The organism is Oscillibacter sp. ER4, from assembly GCF_000765235.1.
GTDB classification, from domain to species: Bacteria; Bacillota; Clostridia; order Oscillospirales; family Oscillospiraceae; genus Hominicoprocola; species Hominicoprocola fusiformis.
Window position 1 is genome coordinate 1 of record NZ_JPJG01000116.1, and the last position, 22633, is coordinate 22633.

Annotated in this window: 18 protein-coding genes and 1 pseudogene; 6 read left to right on the plus strand and 13 right to left on the minus strand. The window is 51.8% G+C overall.

Features of this window, described 5'->3' with window-relative positions:
• Positions 1-30: 30 nt before the first annotated feature.
• The 5 genes from NI20_RS0113390 (at position 31) to NI20_RS0113410 (ending at position 7781) form a co-directional block, all read left to right on the plus strand.
• Entirely contained in the window at positions 31-444 is a 414-nt protein-coding gene (locus NI20_RS0113390) for a hypothetical protein (RefSeq protein ID WP_008982937.1), read from the plus strand.
• 13 nt (positions 445-457) lie between these two features.
• Positions 458-3598 (plus strand): type I restriction endonuclease subunit R, encoded by a 3141-nt coding sequence (locus tag NI20_RS0113395; RefSeq protein ID WP_008982936.1) that lies wholly within the window; start codon positions 458-460, stop codon positions 3596-3598.
• A 27-nt stretch (positions 3599-3625) separates the two neighbouring features.
• Entirely contained in the window at positions 3626-5017 is a 1392-nt protein-coding gene (locus NI20_RS0113400; protein ID WP_033121889.1) for an NYN domain-containing protein, read from the plus strand.
• Positions 5018-5046: 29 nt separating this feature from the next.
• Entirely contained in the window at positions 5047-7095 is a 2049-nt protein-coding gene (locus tag NI20_RS0113405) for an ATP-dependent DNA helicase (RefSeq protein ID WP_033121890.1), read from the plus strand.
• A gap of 74 nt (positions 7096-7169) precedes the next feature.
• The gene (locus tag NI20_RS0113410; protein WP_033121891.1) at positions 7170-7781 is read left to right on the plus strand and encodes a hypothetical protein; all 612 of its coding nucleotides are present in this window, start codon (positions 7170-7172) and stop codon (positions 7779-7781) included.
• A gap of 276 nt (positions 7782-8057) precedes the next feature.
• Here the strand turns inward: NI20_RS0113410 and NI20_RS0113415 are convergent, their stop codons facing one another.
• A complete protein-coding gene (locus NI20_RS0113415; protein WP_033121892.1) occupies positions 8058-8633 on the minus strand; it encodes an SLOG family protein in 576 nt (191 codons plus the stop codon).
• A gap of 151 nt (positions 8634-8784) precedes the next feature.
• Here NI20_RS0113415 and NI20_RS0113420 point away from each other — a divergent pair, with 151 nt between their 5' ends.
• Positions 8785-9114 (plus strand): helix-turn-helix domain-containing protein, encoded by a 330-nt coding sequence (locus tag NI20_RS0113420; protein ID WP_033121893.1) that lies wholly within the window; start codon positions 8785-8787, stop codon positions 9112-9114.
• Between the two features lie 361 nt (positions 9115-9475).
• On the opposite strand, the gene NI20_RS0113425 is transcribed toward NI20_RS0113420, so the two are convergent.
• The 12 genes and pseudogenes from NI20_RS0113425 to NI20_RS15795 form a co-directional block, all read right to left on the minus strand.
• The gene (locus NI20_RS0113425) at positions 9476-11248 is read right to left on the minus strand and encodes an antirestriction protein ArdA (RefSeq protein WP_242843006.1); all 1773 of its coding nucleotides are present in this window, start codon (positions 11246-11248) and stop codon (positions 9476-9478) included.
• Positions 11249-11261: 13 nt separating this feature from the next.
• Positions 11262-11477 carry a transposon-transfer assisting family protein gene (locus NI20_RS0113430; protein WP_033121895.1) on the minus strand — a complete coding sequence of 72 codons (216 nt, stop codon included), beginning with the start codon at positions 11475-11477 and terminating at the stop codon, positions 11262-11264.
• 1 nt (position 11478) lies between these two features.
• Positions 11479-12672 (minus strand): DNA mismatch repair protein MutS, encoded by a 1194-nt coding sequence (locus NI20_RS0113435; RefSeq protein ID WP_033121896.1) that lies wholly within the window; start codon positions 12670-12672, stop codon positions 11479-11481.
• Between the two features lie 12 nt (positions 12673-12684).
• Positions 12685-14568 (minus strand): DUF3849 domain-containing protein, encoded by a 1884-nt coding sequence (locus tag NI20_RS0113440; RefSeq protein WP_033121897.1) that lies wholly within the window; start codon positions 14566-14568, stop codon positions 12685-12687.
• Position 14569: 1 nt separating this feature from the next.
• A complete protein-coding gene (locus NI20_RS0113445; protein ID WP_033121898.1) occupies positions 14570-15343 on the minus strand; it encodes a phosphoadenosine phosphosulfate reductase in 774 nt (257 codons plus the stop codon).
• Positions 15340-17409, minus strand: a complete 2070-nt coding sequence (locus NI20_RS0113450; RefSeq protein WP_033121899.1) for a DNA topoisomerase 3 — start codon at positions 17407-17409, stop codon at positions 15340-15342. Before NI20_RS0113450 ends, NI20_RS0113445 begins: the two co-directional genes overlap by 4 nt.
• Entirely contained in the window at positions 17406-18185 is a 780-nt protein-coding gene (locus tag NI20_RS0113455) for a DUF4366 domain-containing protein (protein ID WP_033121900.1), read from the minus strand. The genes NI20_RS0113450 and NI20_RS0113455 overlap by 4 nt, the downstream gene beginning before the upstream one ends.
• Positions 18178-18414, minus strand: a complete 237-nt coding sequence (locus tag NI20_RS0113460) for a DUF4315 family protein (protein WP_006573549.1) — start codon at positions 18412-18414, stop codon at positions 18178-18180. Before NI20_RS0113460 ends, NI20_RS0113455 begins: the two co-directional genes overlap by 8 nt.
• Positions 18415-18430: 16 nt before the next feature.
• The gene (locus NI20_RS0113465) at positions 18431-20638 is read right to left on the minus strand and encodes a C40 family peptidase (protein WP_033121901.1); all 2208 of its coding nucleotides are present in this window, start codon (positions 20636-20638) and stop codon (positions 18431-18433) included.
• A complete protein-coding gene (locus NI20_RS0113470; RefSeq protein ID WP_255358025.1) occupies positions 20638-21624 on the minus strand; it encodes a site-specific DNA-methyltransferase in 987 nt (328 codons plus the stop codon). The genes NI20_RS0113465 and NI20_RS0113470 overlap by 1 nt, the downstream gene beginning before the upstream one ends.
• A gap of 41 nt (positions 21625-21665) precedes the next feature.
• Positions 21666-22259: a hypothetical protein gene (locus NI20_RS0113475; protein WP_033121902.1), complete on the minus strand. Its 594-nt coding sequence runs from the start codon at positions 22257-22259 to the stop codon at positions 21666-21668.
• A gap of 17 nt (positions 22260-22276) precedes the next feature.
• Positions 22277-22543 (minus strand): annotated as a pseudogene (locus NI20_RS15795) (VirB4-like conjugal transfer ATPase); the annotation flags it as partial.
• Positions 22544-22633 lie beyond the last annotated feature (90 nt).

Consider the following 22633-nt stretch of genomic DNA (forward strand, 5'->3'; position numbering starts at 1 on the left):
CTAAATTATCATTTATAGGAGAGAACGATTATGGATAAGATGAATCTATATAAGTGCGCACAAGCTCTATCCGTGAAGTGGAAATCGTTCTTTGGCTTGGGAACAGAGTATGTTGGTTATTTCAAGTGGGAAATGGCTTGGGCATTGATGGGTTACTACCGTTATGCACTTCCGGGCGAATGGGCTGATAACGCAAGCCCCACAGTCATTCTCAAGTCTATCTGCGACAGCATCGAATCGATAAATACCGACTTAGATTGTGCGCATGAGTTGCCAGAGTTTTGGCTCAATAGGGATCAGCTTCCCGTCCTTCCTGCTTTAATGAGCGTCTTAGACCAGTATGAAGAAGATATAATTGATGCTTCAAATGCGGAATGGGAGGAATGGATTGGTTTTCTCAAATCCAAGTGTCCCGATGTGCGGAAAAAACAGATGATACAGTGAGGGGGAAACGATAATGGCAAACTTCAATGAGCATTCTCTTGAAATGTCCATCATGGAGTTGTTTCAGGATGAAGGGTATGTCTATTTGAATGGTGAGCAGATCCACCGCGAACGCTCTGAGGTTCTGCTTATCGACGATCTGCGGAAATCCCTCCTGAACAGATATGCCGCAGAGGGGCTTACCGCAAGCGAGGTTGACAGCATTATCCTTCGCCTGAGGTCTACTTCCGGTACAATCTACGAAGCAAACAAAGCAGTCTGCAAAATGGTTTGTGACGGCTTCATCTTCAACCGCGAAGATCACACAAAGAAAGACCTTTACATTGAGTTGATTGACTTTGATGAGCCAGAGAAAAACGTGTTCAAGATCGTCAACCAATTTGAAATTGAAGGCATCAACAACCAGCTACGCATACCGGACGGGATTGTATTCATCAATGGCATTCCTGTTGTTGTGCTTGAGTTTAAGAGCGCAGTCAAAGAGAATACAACGATCATGGACGCCTATACTCAGCTCACCGTGCGTTATCGCCGTGATATTCCTGAACTCTTCAAGTATAATGCCTTCATTGTCATAAGCGATGGTGCAAATAATAAATACGGCTCCTTCTTCTCTCCGTATGACTTCTTCTATGCGTGGAGAAAGATTGAAGCTGACGATAAGGAATTGGACGGCATCAATTCCCTTGTAACTATGGTGAGCGGACTGTTCCGCAAAGAACGGCTTTTGGCAGTCATCAAGGATTTTGTCTATTTCCCTGATAGCTCGGACAAAGACCTCAAAATCGTCTGCCGCTATCCTCAGTATTTTGCTGCGGTCAAGCTGTTTGAGAATATCAAGGCACACCTCAGACCGGAGGGAGACGGCAAGGGCGGCACATACTTTGGCGCGACAGGCTGCGGAAAAAGCTATACTATGCTCTTCCTCACAAGAATGCTTATGAAGAGTACCTTCTTCCATAGCCCTACAATCCTGATTATTACCGACCGAACGGATTTGGATGACCAGCTCTCAAAGCAGTTTGTAGCATCCAAGAAGTACATTGGTGACGAAACCGTTGTGAGCATTGATTCCCGCGAAAAGCTGCGTCAGGAACTTCAAGGCAGGACAAGCGGCGGGGTGTACATGACCACCATCCAAAAGTTCACCGAGGACTTGGAGCTTCTGACGGATAGAGCGAATGTGATCTGCATATCCGATGAGGCACACCGTAGTCAGATAAACCTCGATCAGAAAGTCAAGGTCACTGCCGAAGGTGTAGAGCGAAGCTATGGATTTGCAAAGTACCTACACGATTCTCTCCCCAATGCTACCTATGTCGGTTTCACCGGTACGCCCGTGGATGGTACGATTGAAGTCTTCGGTCCGGTTGTCGATGCCTACACAATGACAGAGGCGGTCAAAGACGGTATCACAGTCAACCTTGTCTACGACGGACGCGCTGCACGGGTCACTCTTGATCAGGCAAAGGTTCGGGAAATTGAAGATTATTATGACCGTTGTGCTGTTGAAGGTGCAAATGAGCATCAGATTGAGGAAAGCCAGAAGGCGGTTGCTCATATTGATGCGATCATCGGTGATCCTGACCGACTTCACGCAGTTGCGGAGGACTTCATTAACCACTATGAGACCCGCGTTGCCGAAGGAGCTACGGTCGCAGGAAAAGCAATGTTTGTCTGCTCTAATCGCAAGATTGCATACGCTTTTTATCAGATTATAGTTGGAATGAGACCGGAATGGGCAGAGAAAAAGGTTTGCCCTGACGGGGTTCAACTGACGGAAAAAGAGAAAAAGGAACTCAAGCCCATCGAGAAGATCAAGCTCATCATGACGCGAAATAAAGATGATGAGCCGGAGCTTTATGAAATGCTGGGAACGAAGGATGATCGCAAGGAGTTTGACCGTCAGTTTAAGAACGTTAAATCAAACTTCAAAATTGCCATCGTTGTTGATATGTGGCTTACCGGCTTCGACGTACCGGCACTTGATACAATCTACATCGACAAGCCCATCCAGCAGCACAGCCTTATCCAGACAATTTCCCGCGTCAACCGCGTCTATACCGGCAAGGACAAGGGCTTGATCGTGGACTACATCGGCATTAAGAAAAACATGAATCTCGCCCTCAAGAAATACACCAACTTTGAGAGCGATGAGTTTGAAGGCGTTGAGCAGTCTATCACGATTGTTAAAGACCAGCTCGATGTCTTGGCTCAGATGTTCCACAACTTCAATAGCACAGATTACTTCAACGGCTCACCGAAAGAGCAGCTTGCTTGCCTCAATCGTGCTGTTGAGTATGTACAGCTCACGGAAGATTTGGAAACTCGCTTTATGGCGGCAGTCAAACGAATGAAACAAGCGTTCAATCTATGCAGTTCAAGTGAGGCTATCTCTGATAAAGAAAAGGACTATCTGCACTTCTACTGTGCTGTGCGCTCTATTCTTTTCAAACTCACAAAGGGCGATGCTCCTGACATTTCACAAATGAATGCCCGCGTCCGTGAACTTCTTGAAGGTGCAATTCAATCTGATGGAATAGAAGAATTGTTTGAAACAGGAAAGCATATCTCTGTTGATATTTTCAGCGACGAATATCTGGACAAGATCAACGCGATCCAGCTACCGAACACCAAAATCAAGGTATTGCAGCGGCTTCTCTCTCAGGCGATTGATGAGTATAAAAAGGTCAACCGTATCATGGGCATGGAGTTCTCTGACCGTCTCAAACGGGTTGTTGATGAGTACAATAATCGCCGTCGTGATGAGGCTTTCGCTAACGAAGTTCTTGACGATGTAGCGGAACAACTTGCGAAGCTCCTTGAAGAGCTCAAAAAAGAAAAAGACTCCTTCAAGGGCATGGGGATTGACTATGAAGAAAAAGCCTTCTATGACATCCTCAAAGCGGTTGCCAGGAAGTACGAGTTCGAGTACCCGGACGATAAGATGATTGAATTGTCAAAGCGGATTAAGATCATTGTCGATGACAAAGCTAAATACACCGACTGGTCTACCCGTGATGACATTAAGGCAAATCTGCAAGTTGACCTCATACTGCTACTGGATGAATTTGACTATCCCCCCGTAACTATTGATGATGTCTACAAGGAGGTTCTGGAACAAGCTGAAAACTTCAAAAAGTACGCTCAATAACCCGCGTTCCATCGAAAGGAGTAGATCATGGGCAATTCAGTCATGTTGAATGGCGTCGAATATGCCGGAGAACAGATTGCCTACAAAGACAGCACCTATGAACTTGTGTCAAAGGTAGCATATCTGATCGGCGTCCCGCTCCGTATTTTTCAAAATGAACACGAGCCGCCGAAGATAGAGATATACGACCGGCTTGAACAGGATAAAAATGCCCGTATCATTCGCAACCTCTGTATCATCCGCACCGCCATTGAGCGCAACTACCGGAAAATAAATGACATCATGCGGATGGAGTATCGAGGGCTGCTTTCAATGCCAGAGATCATCCCGGCTTCCAGTATGCAGCAGCTTTCAAACGACGGAATCAGCTTTATCAAAAAGTCGAGTACAAAGCTCTGCCACCACATTATCGAGATTAACCGGCTGATTTCAGATCGCATTAACAACTGCAAAAGCCTCTTTCCAATCTGGATTAACTGGGCGTACATAAAAGAGCTGTTCATCATGCCAAACGGTTTGACAGAGGACGGAACGAAAGATGCTGCGGACATCTATTACGCAAGTCTCTCCTACTACCCCTATCAAATGTATATCAACTGGGTACCGATGGACGAGGGTAATGTCCTCTATAACGATAAGAAGTTTGCTACCCTGCTTTATCAATGGCATTGCGACGCCTTCACGGAATACAGTAAAGTCTCCGATGCAGGGGCTTTTGTAAAAAACAATATCTACGACTTCATAGATGACAGCGAGAAAACCGTATTGGTAGTGGACTGCGAAAACTCTGACCCGTACAAGCTATGCGCCACGCTAAAAAATCTTGATTATGAGGTCATGCAGAAGATTACGGCGATCATTCTCTTTGATGACGTGCATACTGCTACGGCATGGCGGATTCTTGAAAACTACATCCGCATCCCCGTTGAACATATCATGATTGAGCGGATCAAGCAGAACAAATCACTGGTAGACATCAAGCTCACCGCAAGAGCCTGTCAGGAACACTACCAGAAGCAAGTGGATTCCTTTGTCATCGTCTCAAGCGATTCCGACTACTGGGGACTGATCTCTTCCTTGCCGGACGCCAGATTCCTTGTCATGATCGAGCGGGAAAAATGCGGACCGGATATGAAGGCGGCACTTGCAGAATCCGGGATATTCTACTGCTATCTGGATGACTTCTACTCCGGCAACAGCGAGGACATCAAGAAAAACGCACTGTTTAAGGAGATGTACCGCTGGATTGACAACTCCGTTCACCTGAACGTCAACGATATGTTTGATGCAGCTCTGCGAAACACGAGGATCGAAATGTCTCCCGCAGAGCGGCGGCAGTTCTATGAGAAGCACATCAAGCACATGATGCTGACCATCGACGAGAACGGAAACGTCAGCATTGAGCTGAAACGTGGATAGCCTTGGTTTCTATTCCGGGAGGAATGTAGATGGACAATAGATTCTATTTTGGATTCAATACATCGGAGGAACGGAAAAAGCGCAGAAAAGCAGAACTGTACTCCATGAGTGAGCAAGTCAGCACCTTCTTTTGGGATGAAGCCCCGCAGCATGGATTGGAAATGCGTGAAGGGCAACAGGATATGTCCTTTGAGATTGTGGACGCCCTCATAAATGATCAGCACTTTGCGATTGAAGCTGGCGTGGGCATTGGCAAGTCCTTTGGCTATCTTGTGCCGGTGCTGCTGTACAGCAAACGCATGAACAAGCCGGTTATCATCGCAACCTCGACCATTGCGCTTCAAGAACAGCTCTGGCGCGATGTCCACGCGGTAATCCCCCTTCTTGGGCTGAACAGAGATGTCATCCTCGCAAAAGGACAGACCCATTATCTCTGCAACAAACGCGCAGATGAGTATATGTGTGATCCGAAAGCAGACCCACCGGACGCGCTTAAAGAAGGAATCAAGCAAGGGTATGAGGAACGCAAGGATTTCCCGGAGGTTTTGCCGCAAGGCGTCTGGGACAAGGTAAACGTGCAGCGGTTCAGCATGAAGAATTGCGGCTCCTGTGAAAAGAAGTGCAAGTATTACAAGGTCCGCGCAGCATTAAAGTTTACGGATGGAGTGGTACTGTGCAATCAGGATTTTCTAACCCAGCATCTCATGAAACTCCGGCGCGGTCAGGACGGGCTGATTAACACCGCCGCTGATCTGCTTGTCGTGGACGAAGCACACAACTTGGATGATAAGGTGCGGAGTGCCACAACGGAGCGTTTCGGGCAAGGTATGCTCTTTGGAATGATTAAAAGCGCATTCTATGAGCTGCGTTCCTCTGACCAAAGCAGCGTGTCCAGAGAAAAGCGAGAGGCAGAGAGCGCAATCATCGCCTTCTATAACTGCCTGAAGGCACAAGTCCAAAAGCAGATCAACGAGGCAGATCAGGATATGCGCTACGCTGACCGCTTTTTCTTTGACCAAAACGGCAGCGCAGTTGAGTTGCTTACTGAAATGAACGCCGCCATACATAACCTTTCGTCCAGCATTCAGATTTATTCCAGCATGGATTTCAGAAACAACCGTTCCTTTGCTGCCTCTGATGATCTGGATGCCGTCAGCGAATCCCTTTCGGAGCTTCTTGACCAGATAGACGATATGCTGATCTGGATTGAGCAGCACGGCAGCAACACGGAACTCGTCTATTGCCCTAAAAACACAAGGGAAATTGTGAGCCGCCTATACTTCAATGGTGATGAAAGAACCATCTTGACCTCTGCCACGCTGACGAACGCCACGAGCGGGTCTCTGGAAGAACAGTATTCTTACTTTATCAGCAATACCGGCTTTCCCGCTGGTGATCGCGGCTGCTTATCCGAGCCAAAGCCTTCCCCATATCCATACGATGAACACGCCATGATCTACTATTGCGACGATCTCCCGCACCCGACCAAAGAACATGAAGCCTTCATTGAAAAGGGCGTGGAGCGGCTGCTTGAGATCCTGAGCATTTCCAACGGAAAGGCACTCGTACTGTTTACGGCAAAGACCGACATGGAAGAGGTCTACTCCATTCTCAGTGAGAAAAACCTTCCGTACAAAATCCTGATGCAGCAGCCGGGGTCGTCGCAGGACAAGGTGCTGAATGAGTTTAAGGAAGATACGAACTCCGTGCTTCTGGGGACGGGTGCATATTGGGAAGGTATCAGCATTGAAGGAAAAAGCCTTTCCAATGTCATCATTTTCCGGCTTCCGTTCCCTGTCCCCGATCCGATTATCGAGTATAAGTGTTCCGTTGCCAAGGATGCTCTGATGGATGTTCGCGTTCCCGAAATGATTATCAAGCTCAAGCAAGGCATCGGGCGATTGATCCGCAATTTCACAGACACCGGCATTGTCTGCATCATCGACCGAAGACTGCGGGATGAGCCGCCGGAACGCTATCATGACATTACATGGGACTCCCTGCCTATCAAAAATCGGACAAGCAGTTTGGGCGAACTTAGGAAGTTTTACGAAGGTCTGCCCTCAGCCAAGGAATGATGATACAAACGGCAGCCTCTTCGGAAACATAGAACAGCCCCCCAAAAAAGGAAATCAGAAAACGGAGGTGTATCATGTTGTACAATGAAAATCTGCACGAAGAAGAACAACATCTGATCCAGCAGATTGCCGAGCAAACAGAGAGAGGAAAAATCGACTGGGAACTAACAGAGTACAATCCGCTGTCCTTTCTGAATGAGGACAAGATAGACAAGAACCCAGCAGTAATCTGTCAGTCCTTCTCCTTTGAGGCGATCATCGGCGGCTCCCGTTACGAGCTTGATGTCATGGAGAATATTGATGTGCCGTCCGGTATGGGAGACTACACCATAACCTTGACGCGGGATGAAACCGAAAATTATCTTAAAATTGAGGATGCGCTTTCCTTTGACTGTGACCGCTATGAATGCACACCGGAGGAAGTCGCAGAGCGATTTGCGGACAGCCCCATTGTCCGTCTCTGCAACGCCATCATTCCTGCCACGCTTGGGCAGGAGGATTTAGAAGAGGTCTTCACATGGGCAAGGTTTTTCAACGAGACTGGCATTTCTGCAAAGCTGATGAATCATCCGCTGACCAAGCTCTGTGAAAAGCTGTTCGACGAACACCGTTTGATGGACTTCCATCGCTGCGTCTTGGATGTGGACTATCGAAAGCTGCTCCTAAATGAACTGGCTCATAACTAAGACACGGAAAAACGCCCCCGACACTGTGCCAGACGCACAGTGCCGGGGGCGTTCCCGTTTCCAGCGATTTATTTTTCTCTCGGCAAGGGACCGTTCATAAGGTGACACTTTCCGTTTTACGAAGCCGCGAAAATTCGATGTGTTCCGTGGAGATGTTCACTGGGCAGCATACGCCGTACTCGTTTCCAATAATCACTGAGCAGTGCAATGGGTATTCGCTATCGGGAAATACTTTACGGTTTTCACGACGCTTGATTTAGAATGGGGATTTTTGCCTTATTCCTGCGTGACTTCAAGGGAAGCCGGATTGATGACGATGATGGACTTGCTCATTTTGTGGGCATACCTCACGGTATTTCCGGTTCCGCTGGGGCATCCATTCCATACTGCGAGAATATAATCGGCGTGATCGACCATGTACCGATTTCTCTTGTCCATGCAGTCCGGCGTGTACTCCCGTTGCAGCATGGTCTCCTTGTCACACTTTGCCGCGATATTATAATACCGTTCCCGTGAAGCCACAGACCATTTGATCGCTTGTGTCTCACAAGGGATTGCGCTTTCCAGAGTAATGTGAGGGTATTTTGATTTCAAATCAAGTACAATTTCCGCAGCATACATATCAACACCAAGAGCCATGCCGGTAATAAAATGCGTGACGCCCTCGTTCTCGATGAGTGCTACAATCTGATCCCGCATAACAGATTTCAAAGAAGTACAACGCTTATCGGATTCATCAAAGCCGAACGGAAGACTCTGCGGTCTATGACCGGTAAACGCACAAGTCTTGCCTTGAACGGATTGCTTTGCAGCTTTTTGAGCAGACTTTCTAAACTCAATAATGCGCGACATGACACCCCTTCTTTCACTCTTTTGGTAGGTAACTCCATTCTATCACCCTCATCACGGACAGTCAACGCATTGTCGTTAGTAAAATCAACGACGGCGTACCGTGGATAATGACACCGCCGTTAGGTACACTAAATGCAAAGGTGGTGAGGCTATGCGAGAGAAGAAGGACATCAATATTGAAATCGGCGGCAATATTCAAGTGGCAAGAGAACAGGCGGGCTATACGCAGGACACGCTCTCAGAAATGCTTGGCATGACGCCGAATCACCTGAGTGCCATTGAGCGTGGTGCATCCGGTATCTCTCTTGAAGCCTTGCAGCGTCTTTGCCGTTTGCTCGGCGTCAGCGCAGACCGAATTATTTTTGGGACTGACGATCCAGAAGCGGAAGCCCTTGCGCTTGCCAGACGTATTTCGGATATAAAGCCGGAATACCGGCAACAGGTTCAAGAGCTGCTGTCCGCTATTTTGAATATGTCGTAAAAAAAGAGCCTCTGCCGACACCCAAAACGGGCATCGACAGAGGCTTTTGGTTCGTTTTCCGGGCATTCAAACAAGTGCCGAGATCGACACTTATTTCCGCACTAAAGAAGAAACTGCGCAGAGAATACAATCACTTAGGTTGGTCAATTTGCGTCGCTCTGAGGCTTGCAATCACAGGCTTTTTCGACCCCTAATTGTCTACACCGCGATGCCTTGCGGGAGAAGTGCGGACAGGCGATGAGATCCGCACGGAAGCTCTGCTTGCAGCTATGGACGCAGCGGACGCAGAAGCGGTTATACTTCCGGCGTCCGCTGTCCCCGATGAAGAACGACCACTCCCGCCGCCATTTCTGACTTCTGCTCACAGCTCAATCTCTCCTTTGTGCTTTTTGGGAGGGCAGCATTCCTTCTGCTTTTCAGCCTTTGCAGACTTGAGCCTGTCCATGATGGAGGACTTTTCGCCGGTTTCGGGGGCTTTGACCTCTGCGGTCTTGTCCTCCTTCGGACCGTTGTTGATGATCCCATCAATCATGCCGTAGTCATCCTCCATCGACATCTCCGCCGCCTTGAGGCAGTTTTCCTTCTCAAGAGCCGCCATCCAGCTTTCCTTGCTGATACCGAGCATTCCGCCCTTTGCTGCATGATCGGCAATCTCCTTGGCATCTACGCACAAGCCCTCGGTGTTATCGGAATAGAGACGGTAAACCTCGCAGCCCTTCTCCAAAGCCTTCTCAGCCGCCTCCTGACCGGCGGGAAGAACGCCAGCCCATGCGTAGCCGTAGTCCTTCATATCCTGAACGGAGAGCGCGGGATCGGGCATTTCCGGCACTTCCTTGACCTCAAGGTCAAGAAGGCGGAGTGTGTCATCGTCAAAGCCGTTGTAGACATCATCAAGGACGAGCTTGCCGCGCTCATCGACGATGATGCAAGCCGCCTCATCGCCGTAGGTGTCATGCTCCATCAGGTAAAAGCTGTGACCGCCGACCTCGTGCCGGTCAATGGTGTGCCACGTCCCGATGTGACCGGCAACCGTCAGACCGGAGGTATCGGCATTCATCTCAAAGTCCTTCTGCTGGGCGGCTTCCTGCTTCTGCTGTTCCTTCGAGATCATGGGAATCGCGACAATCTTATCGCCCAACTTAACAAACTGCTCCGGCACTTTGAAGTGGTCAGAGAACTTCTGCATCTGCTCTACGGTCAGAGAGCCGAAGCTGTCATCCGTCAAGCCAACTACCATGAATGTTCCGGCAACAACGTCGTAGATGTCACCGTCCTCATCCCGCAGAGCGCGGTTCAGGGGCAGACCTTCCAGCTTGCCTTCCTCGTTGCAGACTAAGGCAACCGGGTCTTCGTAGGGATAAATCGCCTCGATGCAGCCGCCGACCTCATGCTGCAAGGACTCCAGACCGGAGTCAATCTCCTTCACATAAGGCTCCTTTCCCGGCTCGACGATGAGAACGGCGATGGTGCTGTCACGCTCGGCGGCTTCCTCTGAGCCGGTAATCCGGTATTCATCGGGAATATCATCAAGCTCACCGTTAAACTGCCTGTCCCAGCGTTCGCTTGCAACGCGGACATAGCCCTCATCGGTGAAACGTCCCTGTTCATCCATCGCAATGTCGCGCCCATAACGTTCATAGTCGATGTAATTTGCCAGAGGACCGAGATCCTTTTCGGAGTAAATACCGGCTTCGTGGGCGTAATAGTAGCCGAGATCGGATTCGTCGTTGATACCGGGCATGATGTCGTAGCAGTCCAGATTGAACGTCAGGTTGATGAGATCGTCGATGTCGCTGACCTCATCGCAGCCAGCCTCCATAATGGCAACGAGCTTTTCCTGATCGCTCAGGGAAAGCTCGTCAATCAAAGCAGCAAGGTAGTTGAGCTTATCAAGGCTCTCGTACTCGCCAAGCATCTTCTGAACGCCGTAGATCGGGCATTCGTAGTCGGTGATAAACCACTCTTCGTAGGGCTGACCGAACTCATCCTGCTTGCCGATCTCGATGCGCTCAAAGACCTTCTGCATCTCTTCTTCGGTGGTGGGCAGCTTCACCCACTCACCGACCAGCATACCCTCATTATACTTGCCGAGGTTCGTGACGAAGGCTTCAAAATCACCGTCTAATACGGGCATAGGCATCCTCCTTTCAGTCATCCACCATGCCGTCCGGCATGATATACAGTTTCTCAAACTCCGTGTCCGTCATGGCTTCGAGCTTCCGGATGGTCTTATACATCAGCTCTGCGATCTCGCCGTCCATGTCGTTCAGGGTGACGCCCTTCATATCGTCGATCAGCCGCTTCCGGCTGGACGTATTGAAGCAGCACATCAGGTTGATTTCTTCCACGGTAAAATTCTTCATATCAGAGTTCCATATCCTTTCCTTTGTTTTTCTGCGGCTTCGGTGTGTGGGACAGCTGGGCTTTCTGCGCGGATTTCAGCTTGTCACGGATGGATTCACGGGCAGCGGGTTTCTTGGGGATGGTGTCGTAGATAGCAGTTCCGGCATCCTCCACATAGGAGCGGACATACTGGATGCTCTCAGAAAAGCGGATGGGGCGGTTCTTGTCCTCAATGTTGGTCAGCCGGACCTCATCAGCGGCAAAATCAACCGCGTCGATTCTGCACCTGATACCGTCCACATTCAGTGTCGCGCCGACAGGAATGTAATCTGCGGCTTTGAGTTCCTTGAAGGTCTCGCCGTCCTTGCTGAGAAAGACATCCGCGCCGGACTGCCAGAGCTTCTTTGATGCAGCTACCCACGCAGCTTCACGGAAGCCGGTCACCGGCATGGAGGGCTTGCCGCGCACCTTCTTTTCAAGGAGTTTTGTGCCGAGAAGCGGCGCGGCTTTCTCCGCGTCCTTGCCGTACAGCTCAAAATAGCCGTTCTGGGCAAAGCAAACCAGTGCGTCGGGATGTACCTTTTTGACCGCTTCGTACTTCCGAAGTTCTGCAACGGACAGAGGCGAAAGCGCCTCTGCCCTTTCTGCATCTGGCAGTCTGTCACGGCGGCTTTTCTGCTTGGACAGCACTTCCACCAGAGCATCCGCGTCCTTTGGGAGTGTCTGGTGGGTTTTGACGCCGCCATGCTCACCGACCAGAGCCATTGCTGCATTGAAGCTGCTGCGGCAGGGGGCGTCCAGTACATAGCCATCTGCGAAGGTTAGCCGGTCATGATCCGGCGCAACCGAGTTCTGTGCTACATTTGCCGCCTGTTCCCGGTAGTTGATCTCAAAGACGTCCCCGAACACCTTGCCGCGCTTGACGGTTTTCGGGACAATGACACGGGCAATGCACTCGTCGTAGGTCTGTTCCGCATAGAAACGGAAGGTGTTGTGATCTCGTGTTCCCTGAATGAAGACCTGATTTTCGTTGAGGCAGTGCGTCCCATGCGGACGGCAGAACCACATCAGCGTCCTGTCTTCGGGATTCTGGCTTTCGGCGGCGCGGCGGATGATGCGCTTGTCGATGTCGAAGTCTTCCTTGTAGCTGTCTACATGACTGTCCACGAGCTTCTGAAGCTCCGCGATAATGTCAACGTCTGTGTATTTCTTCATGCGTCTCCTTTCTCACAACTCCATGTCGTGTGTTTTGGATTTGACCGGGGATTTCTTCTCCGGCTGTGTTTTTGCGGCAGCTTTGAGCTGATCGCGGATGGAGGGCTTTTCCTGCTCCTGCTTGACATATTCCAGCGTCGGCACCAGCTCACGGTAACAGCCCTGTGTTTTCCGCGCCGCATGACGGCGATGGATTTTGAACAGCGGCTCACCGTTCTGCGTGACCGTGTTACCCTCGATCCTGACGCCGTTCCGCGCCAGCAGATTGAAGGAGTGATTGGAGGAGCGATAGGTTGCCCTCATGCCGTCGTTGTGATAGGCGATCTGCCCCTTGAGCGTGTCCATGACGGCGGCTTTGATCTCCTTCTCTTCGGCGGTCAGGCGGTGTGCCTTCGGTGCTTTTGCCGCTTCCTCCGGCAAGGGGGCAAAGGGAGACTTGACCTCCACAGTTTTTACCTCAATAGAGGTAATCTCATCGTTCTCCCATGCAACGACCTCAGGGTCTCTTTCCTCTGTTTTCTCAGAAGTGACTTCCTTTTGAGCTTCGGTCTGCTGGCGGAACGCATCCACGAAAAGTGCGGTCAGTCCGGGATTGGCTTTGTCCACGAGGAAGTGGGAGGCGTTCTCAGGGCAGACCTCAACGTTCTTCGCCCATTCCTTGAGGGGCTGGGGAATGCGCCCGTCAAAGTCTTTCTGCTGAATGGTGTTTGCGAGGACATACCGGACGCGCTCCGGAGAGAACTGCTCAAGGACACTTTTCACGGCAGCATCCGCATCCAGCCGGTTATCTCCGTAGTTGGAGCTGATCGCCGCTTCAATCGCTCTGCGGCATTCCTCGTTTGCAGCAAGGGAGGCACGATATGCTTCCATCTCACCGGCTTCATAGGCGTAATTCGCTGTCTCGCGGTAAATGGGGACTTCCGGCTTTTCCTCCGGAACAGCTTCCTTTATGGGAGCTTCGACTTCCATCTCTGCGGACTGTGCTTTCTCTGCCAGCAGCACCTTGAGCTTGGCGTCAATGCCCTCGATCATCTCAGCCGCCATCTTGCGGATGGTGTCCAGAGAGCTTTTCAGTTCCTTGGTTTCCTTGCCGGATGACCAACCGGCGATGTAACCGAAGGAGTAGTCCGAGGTTTCAATGCCGTACCGTTGGCAGACGGTGTAGGCAACGCTTTCTGCCTCAACCTCCTTGGTATGCCGATCCTTCTTGTCTTCGGGGGCGGTTTTCTCGTCCGGATTAACGGCGTGGAGCTTTGCGTGGGCGATCTCGTGAATGGCGGTTTTGACCGTCTGGATTTCGCTCATGCCCTCCTGAATGGCAATGCGGCTTTCAACCGGTGAGAAGAATCCCTTTGCGCCGCCCGGAATATCCTCAAAGGAAATGGGGACGGGAGATTCCTGCTTGAGTGCATCGAAGAACGCCTCGTAGTTCTCGACGGTGCCTTTCAGCTCATCGACGATAATGTCCGGAAGCTCCTTGCCGTCCGTCTGGGAAACATCAAAGACACTTACCACCTTGAAGGCAGGACGCAGGACCTCAACCGTTTCCGTGACAGCCTTCCCATCTGCGCCGATCACCGGCTTCTGCGTCAAAGGATCAATCTTCTCACGCTCTTCCTGCGCCTTGTACGGCGCGGGTGCAAGAATCTTGATGCCCTTTTCGCCCTTCATGACCTGACGGTCAAAGTTGCGCTGCCACGAGGTATAACCGGCAACATAGGTTGCCTCCGGCTTCTGCATCGCAATGAGCAGCGTGTTGTTGAAGGAATAGTTGTAGAACTTGGACATCGTGCGGAGATATTCCTTGAACCGCTCGGATTCAAAAAGCTCCTTGATGCCCTGTTCCAGCTTGTCCGTGATTTCGCGGACTTGCTGTGCATTTCTGTTTTCAGCCATATCAAACCTCCATTTCGTATTTGCTTCGGGGAGAAGAAAACCCCGTCTGGGATTTGCTCAGTAAACGAGCCTTTACCTCAGACGGGGTTTCTCTGCGCGTCATCCGACGATGGAAGATGTTATCCTCGTTCTCCCATTCAATCAGCCGGTCAAACATATCCGAGTGCTTTGTGACCATGTGCAGCAGCTCCGAGTCACTGGCGTTGGGACAGAACCAGCAGCCGTTTCTCCGGCAGTGAGCGTAGATTGGGGAAAGCAGCCCGTGTTCCTGACAGAGCTTGTAGGCGTCCGCCTCGGTCATACCGTATTTGGCAAGCAGACTGACCTTCGTTATTCCATCCAGACGAGCAAGGCGTTTTGGCTCATCCTCCGCGATGCCGACATAGCTCACAGTGTCCGGCGCGAGTGCGGCATTGTACTTGCGGACTGGCGGGATTTTGCAGTCACGATTGACTGCACACATACCAGCCCATGCAAAGCCGCGAACCTCGCCCTTGTGCGGTCCGCGGGTGATGACATGATGGAACACCTCATCGTAGGTCTTGTCCGCGTGGAGAATGGTGAACTTGATGCCCAGCTCCTTTTCACAGAAGGGCTTGAGCCGGTCATAGATGAAGTCCCGGTGTTCCGGGACTTCGCCGCTTGTGTCTTTGTCGAACATGACCTCACTGAAAACCGCCTCGTCAAGCGGCTCATTGTGCTGTGCAGCCAGCAGGAGCGTCGCTACGCTGTCTTTGCCTCCGCTGCATGAAGCAACATACTTTGGGCGGGTCATCGGTCGAACTCCATCTTGAAGCTGACATACTTGCCGCCGGTATCATCCAGCCGGATGACAGCATCGTAGAGCTGCGGTTTTTTGGGCGTATAAAGTCCGGTCATTCTGCACCAGCCCTTGTCCAGCAGCTCTTTTGCAATCTTCTTTGTCAGCTTCTTTTTCTTGGAAGAGAAGAACTTGTTGTCTTCCCACAGGCAGAAGTTGCATTCCTTACTGGAACAATAGAAGTTGCCCTTGCCCACATAGACCGGAGAGCCGCAGCGGGGGCATTTGCCGATTTCCTCCTTGCCCGTGCCGAAACGCTGGGCTTCGGCGTCGGAGAGAAACGGGTAGGCTTTCACGAGATCCCCGGTCATCTGGACAATGCCGCTGAGGAAGGCGTCCGCATCCGCATTGCCGCGCTCAATCTCCATGAGCGTGTTTTCCCATTCCGCAGTCATTGTGGGAGACGTGATCTGTTCCGGCAGAACACAGACGAGGTTGCAGCCGTCCTTTGTGGGAATAAGGGATTTGCCTTTGCGCTCTGCAAAGCCGGACTTTACCAGCTTTTCAATGATACCGGCGCGGGTTGCGGGAGTGCCGAGACCTTTCTTCTCGGTGTCATCGTCAAACTGATCGTTTCCGGCAGTCTCCATCGCAGACAGGAGCGTGTCTTCCGTGTACTGCTTCGGGGGCGTTGTGAAGTGTTCGGTGACGCTGGCGGACACACCATCCAGAACATCGCCCTCATGGACTTCGGGCAGGGACTTCATGGGATCGTCCTTTTCCTTCGTCTTGAGGGAAGCCTTGAACAGCTCTTCGATGGCTTTCCATCCGTTTTGAACGACGGTCTTGCCCTTGGTTTTGAACTCGTAGCCCTCGCAGGAGAGCGAGATCTGCGTTTCTGCGTAGGTGTGCTTCTCGCCGGTCGCACACAGAAGGCGCATCCCGACAAGATTGAGGATTTTCTGCTCCGACTGAGGGAGCGCCGAAACATCCTGCTTTTCGAGCTGGACGGTCGGGAGAATGGCATGGTGATCTGTGACCTTGCTGTTGTCGGTTACGCGGGCAATGTCCGGAGTAATCGAAATGTCGGAGAAAAGCGGAAGCTGGCGGCAGACGATGGAAATGACCTGACGGGCGGTGTTCTCCATATCGTCCGTGATGAACTGGCTGTCTGTGCGCGGATAGGTCAGGAGCTTTTTTTCGTAGAGCGTCTGAACGAGATCGAGCGTCTGCTGGGCGGTGAAGCCGTAGTATCGGTTTGCCTCGCGCTGCAAGGTGGTCAGATCATAGAGCTTCGGAGGATTGACGGTTTTCGTCTCCCGCTTGAGAGAAGAAACGACGGCTTGCTTTTTCTCGCAAGCCGCCGCAATTCTTTTTGCTTCCTCTTCGGTTTTGACCTTTTCCAGATCGGCGGTCAGATCGCCCTTGCCGACGTGGACGTTGAAATACTTCTCCTTTTGGAACGTAGAGATTTTCCCGTCACGCTCCACCAGCATTGCAAGGGTCGGCGTCTGGACGCGCCCGACCACCAGCTTCTTGTGATAGAGCGTGGTAAACAGGCGGGTGCCGTTGATGCCGACAATCCAGTCCGCCTTCGAGCGGCTGAGTGCTGCTTCATAGAGACGGTCATAATCCTTGCCGTCCCGGAGATGATTGAAGCCTTCGCGGATGGCGGAGTCCTCCAACGAGCTGATCCACAGACGCTTGAAGGGCTTGGTGCATCCGGTTTTGTCGTAGACCAGCCGGAAGATCAGCTCACCCTCGCGTCCTGCATCGGTTGCGCAGACCAGCTCGGTGACGCGCTTGTCCTTCATAAGAGAGGACAGCACCTTGAACTGCTGGGCTTTGTCCTTTGTGACCTCGAACATCCAGCTTTCCGGAACAATGGGCAGATCGTCATACCGCCACTTGGCATACCGCTCATCGTAGGAGCTGGCGTCTGCCAGCTCCACCAGATGACCGAAGCACCACGAAACGATGTAATTGCCGCCCTCCATGTAGCCGTCCTTGCGGGACGTCGCGCCCAACACCTTTGCGATGGACTGGGCAACGCTGGGCTTTTCAGCAATGACTAAGATCAATCTTCATCACCATCCGTTTCAGCATCCTCCGCAATCTGCGGCTCTTCATCCTCGTTGATGTACGGTTCTTCCTCGTAGCCTTCATCATCAAAGAAGTCCATATCTTCATCCTTGGGCTTTCTGCCCTTGACGAACTTGATGTAGTAATAAGCTGCACCCGCAGCACCGGCAAGAACGAAGATGACGAGGATCATGCCGATGTTGGATTTCTTTTCGGGTTTAGGGGCGGGAGCATCGGTTTCTGCATCCTTATCCGGCTCAGGTGTAACGGGGGCTGTGCCGGTGCATTCGCTCATGTTGGTCTTGCAGACCGGGCAGTCTGTGTTGACCTGACCGGCAGCGCACTTTTCCTTGCAGTTACAGGTAGTCAGAGCCGCCGCAGTGTCATCATCCAGCAGCGCAAGCAGATCGCTCTCATCGACCATGTTGAGGAAGTACGTCTGATACTGTTCCTCATCCTCGTTGATGGGCGCATCGTAGTCGATGACAATGAAGAAGGTGTTGCCGTTCTTCGTCTGGACTGTGATGAACTGCTTGTTGGTTGCCTTGTCATAGAGCAAGTCGCGGGTGTAGGCGTTGCCCTCATCGTCAAGCGGCTCACCCTTCGGCTTTTCCGGCGTTGGAGTGACTGCGGGCTGCTGTTCGGGCTGAGTTGCCTCCGTGACGGGAAGGTTCTGTTCGGTATCATCGGCGTAGGCAAACGCCGTGACCGAGAAGCAGGACAGAACCATAACGCAGACCGCAAGGACGGTCAGAAAACGAAACTTCTTACGCATTGTCGATTACCTCCGTATTTTCAGCGGGCTTGGTGCCGCCCTTCATGGAAGACAGGAACGCCATGATCTGATCCTTGTCCATCACCATAGAGCGCACAGTATTGATGATTTCAAGGTTTTCCAGCTCCGTCTTCTTGTCGTACAGCTCCTTGAGCTGTCCTTCGATTTCGGACTTCTTCTTTTCAGCCTTCTCAATGTCAGAGAGGACTTTCTGATACTTGGGATTCATGCAAAACTCCTTTCTTTTAATAGGCGGGTCTTCCGAAGGCGTAGAAATGCTGCTGCCAATAGGAAGAGTTGATGGATGTGTACTGAATGGGATCGCCGCAGTGGATCATGACCCCATCACCAACGTAGATGCCGACGTGGGACACACCGGGGGTGTCATACGTCCCGACGAAAAAGATGAGATCACCGGGCTGTGCATTCGCCTTTGAAACCGGCGTACAGACGTTGTAAAGCCCCTGTGCGCCCAGCCGTCCGGTATTCACAAGCCCGCTGTTCGTGAGAACATAGCTGACAAAGCCGGAGCAGTCAAAGGATGTGTCGGGATTGGAGCCGCCCCAAACATAGGGATAGCCGAGATACTTTTCCGCCTCGGTAATCAGTGTCGCAAACTTCTCGTTGTTCAGGTATTCCGGGTTGACATCGTAGTCAGCGGGAGGATTTGTGATGTACTTGTCCACATAGGGAGAGTCACCGAACAGATCCTCGCGGTTGCCAAGCACCGACATATACGTTGCGTACATGGAAAGCTGTTCCTGAGACATGATGTAGACCGGGACATGGGAGAGATTGAAGTTTTCGAGCTTCACGTTGCAGATGTAGTAGTCATACGGGACGCGATAGGTTTCCGTGTGCGTGTTGCCGTCCGCGTCCGTCCATGTGTCGGTCTCCGTGCGGTATCTGGTTTCGACGATAACCTCTTCGGTGAGGATGTACTGCTTTTCAAACAGCATTTGGAGCGTACCCTGCACCTCATCCAGCGTGAACTCGCCCTCATGGAGAGCTGAGAGGATGGAGATCAGCACATAGGGGTCATGCTCAATATCGTCCAGATCGAAGTGATACTCGTCGTAGCTGTGAGTGCTTTCGTAGGTATCGAGATAGCGTTGCAGCTCTTGCTCCATCTGGCAATACTGCGCCTCCGCGCCGAGCATCGCGTCATCCTCGCTGAGATAAGAGGAAGCGATAACCGACGAGCCGGTAGAGGTGAGCATCGAACACGAGCTAATTCCGGCACCGAGCAAAACGAGAAGGGCAATTCCGACGCCGATCCAGATGAAGACCTTCTTGTTCTTTTCAAAGAACTCCTTGATCTTGTCGGACGCCTTCTCACCGAACTTCTTGCCGGTGCTTTTTGTGGCAGTCCCGGCAGTCTGAGAACCGGCATTTCGAGCGGCGGCATATTCCTTCTTGATGCTCTGCTTCTGGTAGTGCTTGTTCATGTTCTGCTTCTTCATTTCAGGATGCTCCTGCTGATTTCTCTCATATTGGAGCTTTGCATCAGCAGCATCCGCCTTATGTTCCAGCTTAGAAACCTTCTCATAGGGCTTGTTAACGCTTTTTTCTCTGTGATGACTGAAATGCCTTGCGGCGGTCTCGGCGACAATCTCTGCTTTGTGCGCCCCCTCGACCGCCGAGTTTTCCTGTTCGACCTCATGAATTTTGCCGTGAATGCCGGAAGCGAGGGTGTCACCGACCTTGCGGACGGTTTTGTCCGCCTCAAATTGCAGCTTGCCTTTGCTCTTGGGCTTTTTCAGCTCATCCTCAAAATGAAGGCGGGTTTTGCCCTTTCCGGTCTCTTCATCAAAAACGCGCTCTTTCTTGAGAACCTTGTGTGTGGGCAGCTTTTCACGGGCAGCATCCAGACGCTCATGTGCCTTCTCAGACTTCCTTTCGAGCTTCTGCATCCGCTTCGTGGGCGGGACGGCATCGTCCGAGAGCGGCTTTGCAGAGGCAGTCTCCGCCGCTTGAGTGAGAACGGCATCTGCATCAACGGCTTCAACCGCAGAGGTCTTGCGCAGCTTGTGGGTGACAACCGTTTCGGCAATCACCGTGCCGGTATGAGAAGAAACGCCGTGCTGCTCCAAAGCAGGAGGCTTGAACGGAGTCTCTGACACGGGCAGCGGTTCGGGTGTGTTCTGGGGTGGATTTTCTGCCTTTTTCTCTTCTGTGACGGACGTTTCCGAGGGCGGCTGAGTGTTATTATCCTCAGCGTGTTCCGCCTGAAACTGATGCTGCTGACGGCGCATCTGCACCTTTTTCTGTTCCTCCGCAGAAAATGTCTCAGAAGGCTCGGCTGTCTCAGCGGGCTTGATCAGCTCTGCATCTTCCAGCCGCTTTGACACGCGCTGCTCGGTGCCAGCCGTCAGGTTTTCCTCGACCGCGCCTTCTCGCGTCATCCGCATGACCACCTTGTCGCGGGCTTTGAGTTCCGGTTCCTTGGGCATCAGATTTCACCTCCAATCCGCTTGTAGGCAAGCTCGGTGTATTCAGGGTTCAGCTCGATGCCGATGAAATGACGCCCCATCTGCGCAGCAACCATGCCGGTTGTGCCGCTTCCCATAAAGGGGTCAAGCACAATGCCGCCTTCGGGACAACCGGCGAGAAGACAGGTTTCAACCAGTTTCGGAGGGTAGGCGGCGTAATGACCGCCCTTGAAAGGGACGGTGTTGATCTTCCAGACATCGCGTTTGTTGCGGAGCGGATTGATGTCTGCGTCCTTGATCTCGCCATGCTCACGCGGGCGGTTGATGGATTGCGGCTGAGGCTGACCGGGAACGGGCTTTCCGTATTTGTTGCCGCCCTTCATGCCGCGCTTGAGGCGTTCTGCCGTTGCAAGGGCAATCGGCTCGGAGATCGCCTTGTAGTCGAAGAAATACTTCTTGGACTTGGAGAACAGGAAAATATGCTCATAGCAGCGGGATAGGCGGTCTTTCACGCTCTCCGGCATGGGGTTATCCTTCATCCAGATGATGTCGTTGCGCAGATACCAGCCGGTATCGCGGAGGGCAAAAGCCAGCATCCACGGAATACCGATCATATCTTTGGGCTTGCAGCCCTCAACCTTGTTGTTGAGAGCCACAGCCTGACCGTTTCTGCCGTTGGGGTTCTTCGGGTCAATGAAATCGCCCTGATTGCCTTTACCGGCGTAGGTGTCTGAGATATTCAGCCAGAGCGTACCATCCGGACGCAAAACGCGCCTGACTTCGGTAAACACTTCCGTCAGGCGCGAGATATATTCCTTCGGCGTTGTCTCTCTGCCGATCTGAGCCTCCATGCCGTAATCGCGGAGCGCGTAATACGGAGGGGACGTCACACAGCAATGAACGCTGTCATCGGGCAGCGTTTTCAGGATGTTGAGGCAATCGCCGGTATGAATGATGTCAAGTTGTATGGTGGTGTACCTCCTGTTCTGTTGGATTTGTGTTTCCATTGAAATGTTGGCTGTGAAACCCGACAACATTTCAATGGGCATCAGTCGGAGTAATACTCGTCCGGCTCGTAGTCCTCATCTTCCATGAAGTCCTCGTCGAAATCGTCAATCTCGTCCGCCCAACGGTCGAAGATTTCCTCGGCTTCCTTCGCTGCCTCACGATAGAGGCTCAGGCGGTTCTTCTCAAAGGCGGCAAAGGCGGGGATAAACTTGCCGAACTCGCGGATTGCCCTCATATCCTGCGTGCGCATATCTGCAACGCACTGAATGATTTCGGACATCGTGAGCAGATCGTCGATCATCAGCTCATACTTGTCCTTGGGGATAGAAACGGTTTCATCATCCGCCGCGTCAGCGAAAGGGGTATTCTCGTCGCTGTTGCTGCTTTCGGGAACATCAACCTTGAAATAGAATCCGATCATATCCACAGATGCCTTGGTCATAATCTGACGTGCCTCCTTGACCTTTTCGTCGATGTCCTCCCTCACATGGAGGTAGGCACGGTGATGCTTCTTGAGGTCGCTTTCCAGTCGGATCAGATCGGTCAGCTCCCACAGAGCCTTAAACAGCGCGGAGGTGTTCTCTCCGTATTCGATAGCGTCCGCATAGGGAATGGTAATCATCTTGTTGTTCATATTCAAAAATCCTCCTATCAGTTCTGTACGGTTTCTTCTAAGCGGGTGGTCATGATGCGGTAGAGCTGGGTGTCCTTCGGGAAATCGTCCTTGAAGGGAACGATGGTCGAGCCGTAGAAGATCAGTCCCTCACCGGCGTTGGAATTGGTGATGTAGTTTTGCTGGCTGGGCGAGATGTTCAGCGCCTTCGAGAGAATCTGCCGGTCACCGGATGCCTGATTCAGAAGGTAGACAAAATCCGAGTTTTCAAAGATATTCTCTACCTCGCGGGACGCAAGCAGATCGTAGGGTAGGGTAAAGGCGCCTTGCCGCCGCTGGCGGTAGGTTTCCTACACCCTCCCTCGGAACCGGACTTACTCCTCTCGAAGTATCCG

What these genes read in the sequence shown, in the direction of transcription:
- NI20_RS0113440 (WP_033121897.1), bottom strand. Translation starts at nt 14,568, where the DNA reads ATGGCTGAAAACAGAAATGCACAGCAAGTCCGCGAAATCACGGACAAG.
- NI20_RS0113475 (WP_033121902.1), bottom strand. Translation starts at nt 22,259, where the DNA reads ATGAACAACAAGATGATTACCATTCCCTATGCGGACGCTATCGAATAC.
- NI20_RS0113425 (WP_242843006.1), bottom strand. Translation starts at nt 11,248, where the DNA reads ATGCCCGTATTAGACGGTGATTTTGAAGCCTTCGTCACGAACCTCGGC.
- NI20_RS0113415 (WP_033121892.1), bottom strand. Translation starts at nt 8,633, where the DNA reads ATGTCGCGCATTATTGAGTTTAGAAAGTCTGCTCAAAAAGCTGCAAAG.
- NI20_RS0113455 (WP_033121900.1), bottom strand. Translation starts at nt 18,185, where the DNA reads ATGCGTAAGAAGTTTCGTTTTCTGACCGTCCTTGCGGTCTGCGTTATG.
- NI20_RS0113445 (WP_033121898.1), bottom strand. Translation starts at nt 15,343, where the DNA reads ATGACCCGCCCAAAGTATGTTGCTTCATGCAGCGGAGGCAAAGACAGC.
- NI20_RS0113395 (WP_008982936.1), top strand. Translation starts at nt 458, where the DNA reads ATGGCAAACTTCAATGAGCATTCTCTTGAAATGTCCATCATGGAGTTG.
- NI20_RS0113435 (WP_033121896.1), bottom strand. Translation starts at nt 12,672, where the DNA reads ATGAAGAAATACACAGACGTTGACATTATCGCGGAGCTTCAGAAGCTC.
- NI20_RS0113460 (WP_006573549.1), bottom strand. Translation starts at nt 18,414, where the DNA reads ATGAATCCCAAGTATCAGAAAGTCCTCTCTGACATTGAGAAGGCTGAA.
- NI20_RS0113470 (WP_255358025.1), bottom strand. Translation starts at nt 21,624, where the DNA reads ATGGAAACACAAATCCAACAGAACAGGAGGTACACCACCATACAACTT.
- NI20_RS0113420 (WP_033121893.1), top strand. Translation starts at nt 8,785, where the DNA reads ATGCGAGAGAAGAAGGACATCAATATTGAAATCGGCGGCAATATTCAA.
- NI20_RS0113400 (WP_033121889.1), top strand. Translation starts at nt 3,626, where the DNA reads ATGGGCAATTCAGTCATGTTGAATGGCGTCGAATATGCCGGAGAACAG.
- NI20_RS0113430 (WP_033121895.1), bottom strand. Translation starts at nt 11,477, where the DNA reads ATGAAGAATTTTACCGTGGAAGAAATCAACCTGATGTGCTGCTTCAAT.
- NI20_RS0113465 (WP_033121901.1), bottom strand. Translation starts at nt 20,638, where the DNA reads ATGCCCAAGGAACCGGAACTCAAAGCCCGCGACAAGGTGGTCATGCGG.
- NI20_RS0113390 (WP_008982937.1), top strand. Translation starts at nt 31, where the DNA reads ATGGATAAGATGAATCTATATAAGTGCGCACAAGCTCTATCCGTGAAG.
- NI20_RS0113410 (WP_033121891.1), top strand. Translation starts at nt 7,170, where the DNA reads ATGTTGTACAATGAAAATCTGCACGAAGAAGAACAACATCTGATCCAG.
- NI20_RS0113405 (WP_033121890.1), top strand. Translation starts at nt 5,047, where the DNA reads ATGGACAATAGATTCTATTTTGGATTCAATACATCGGAGGAACGGAAA.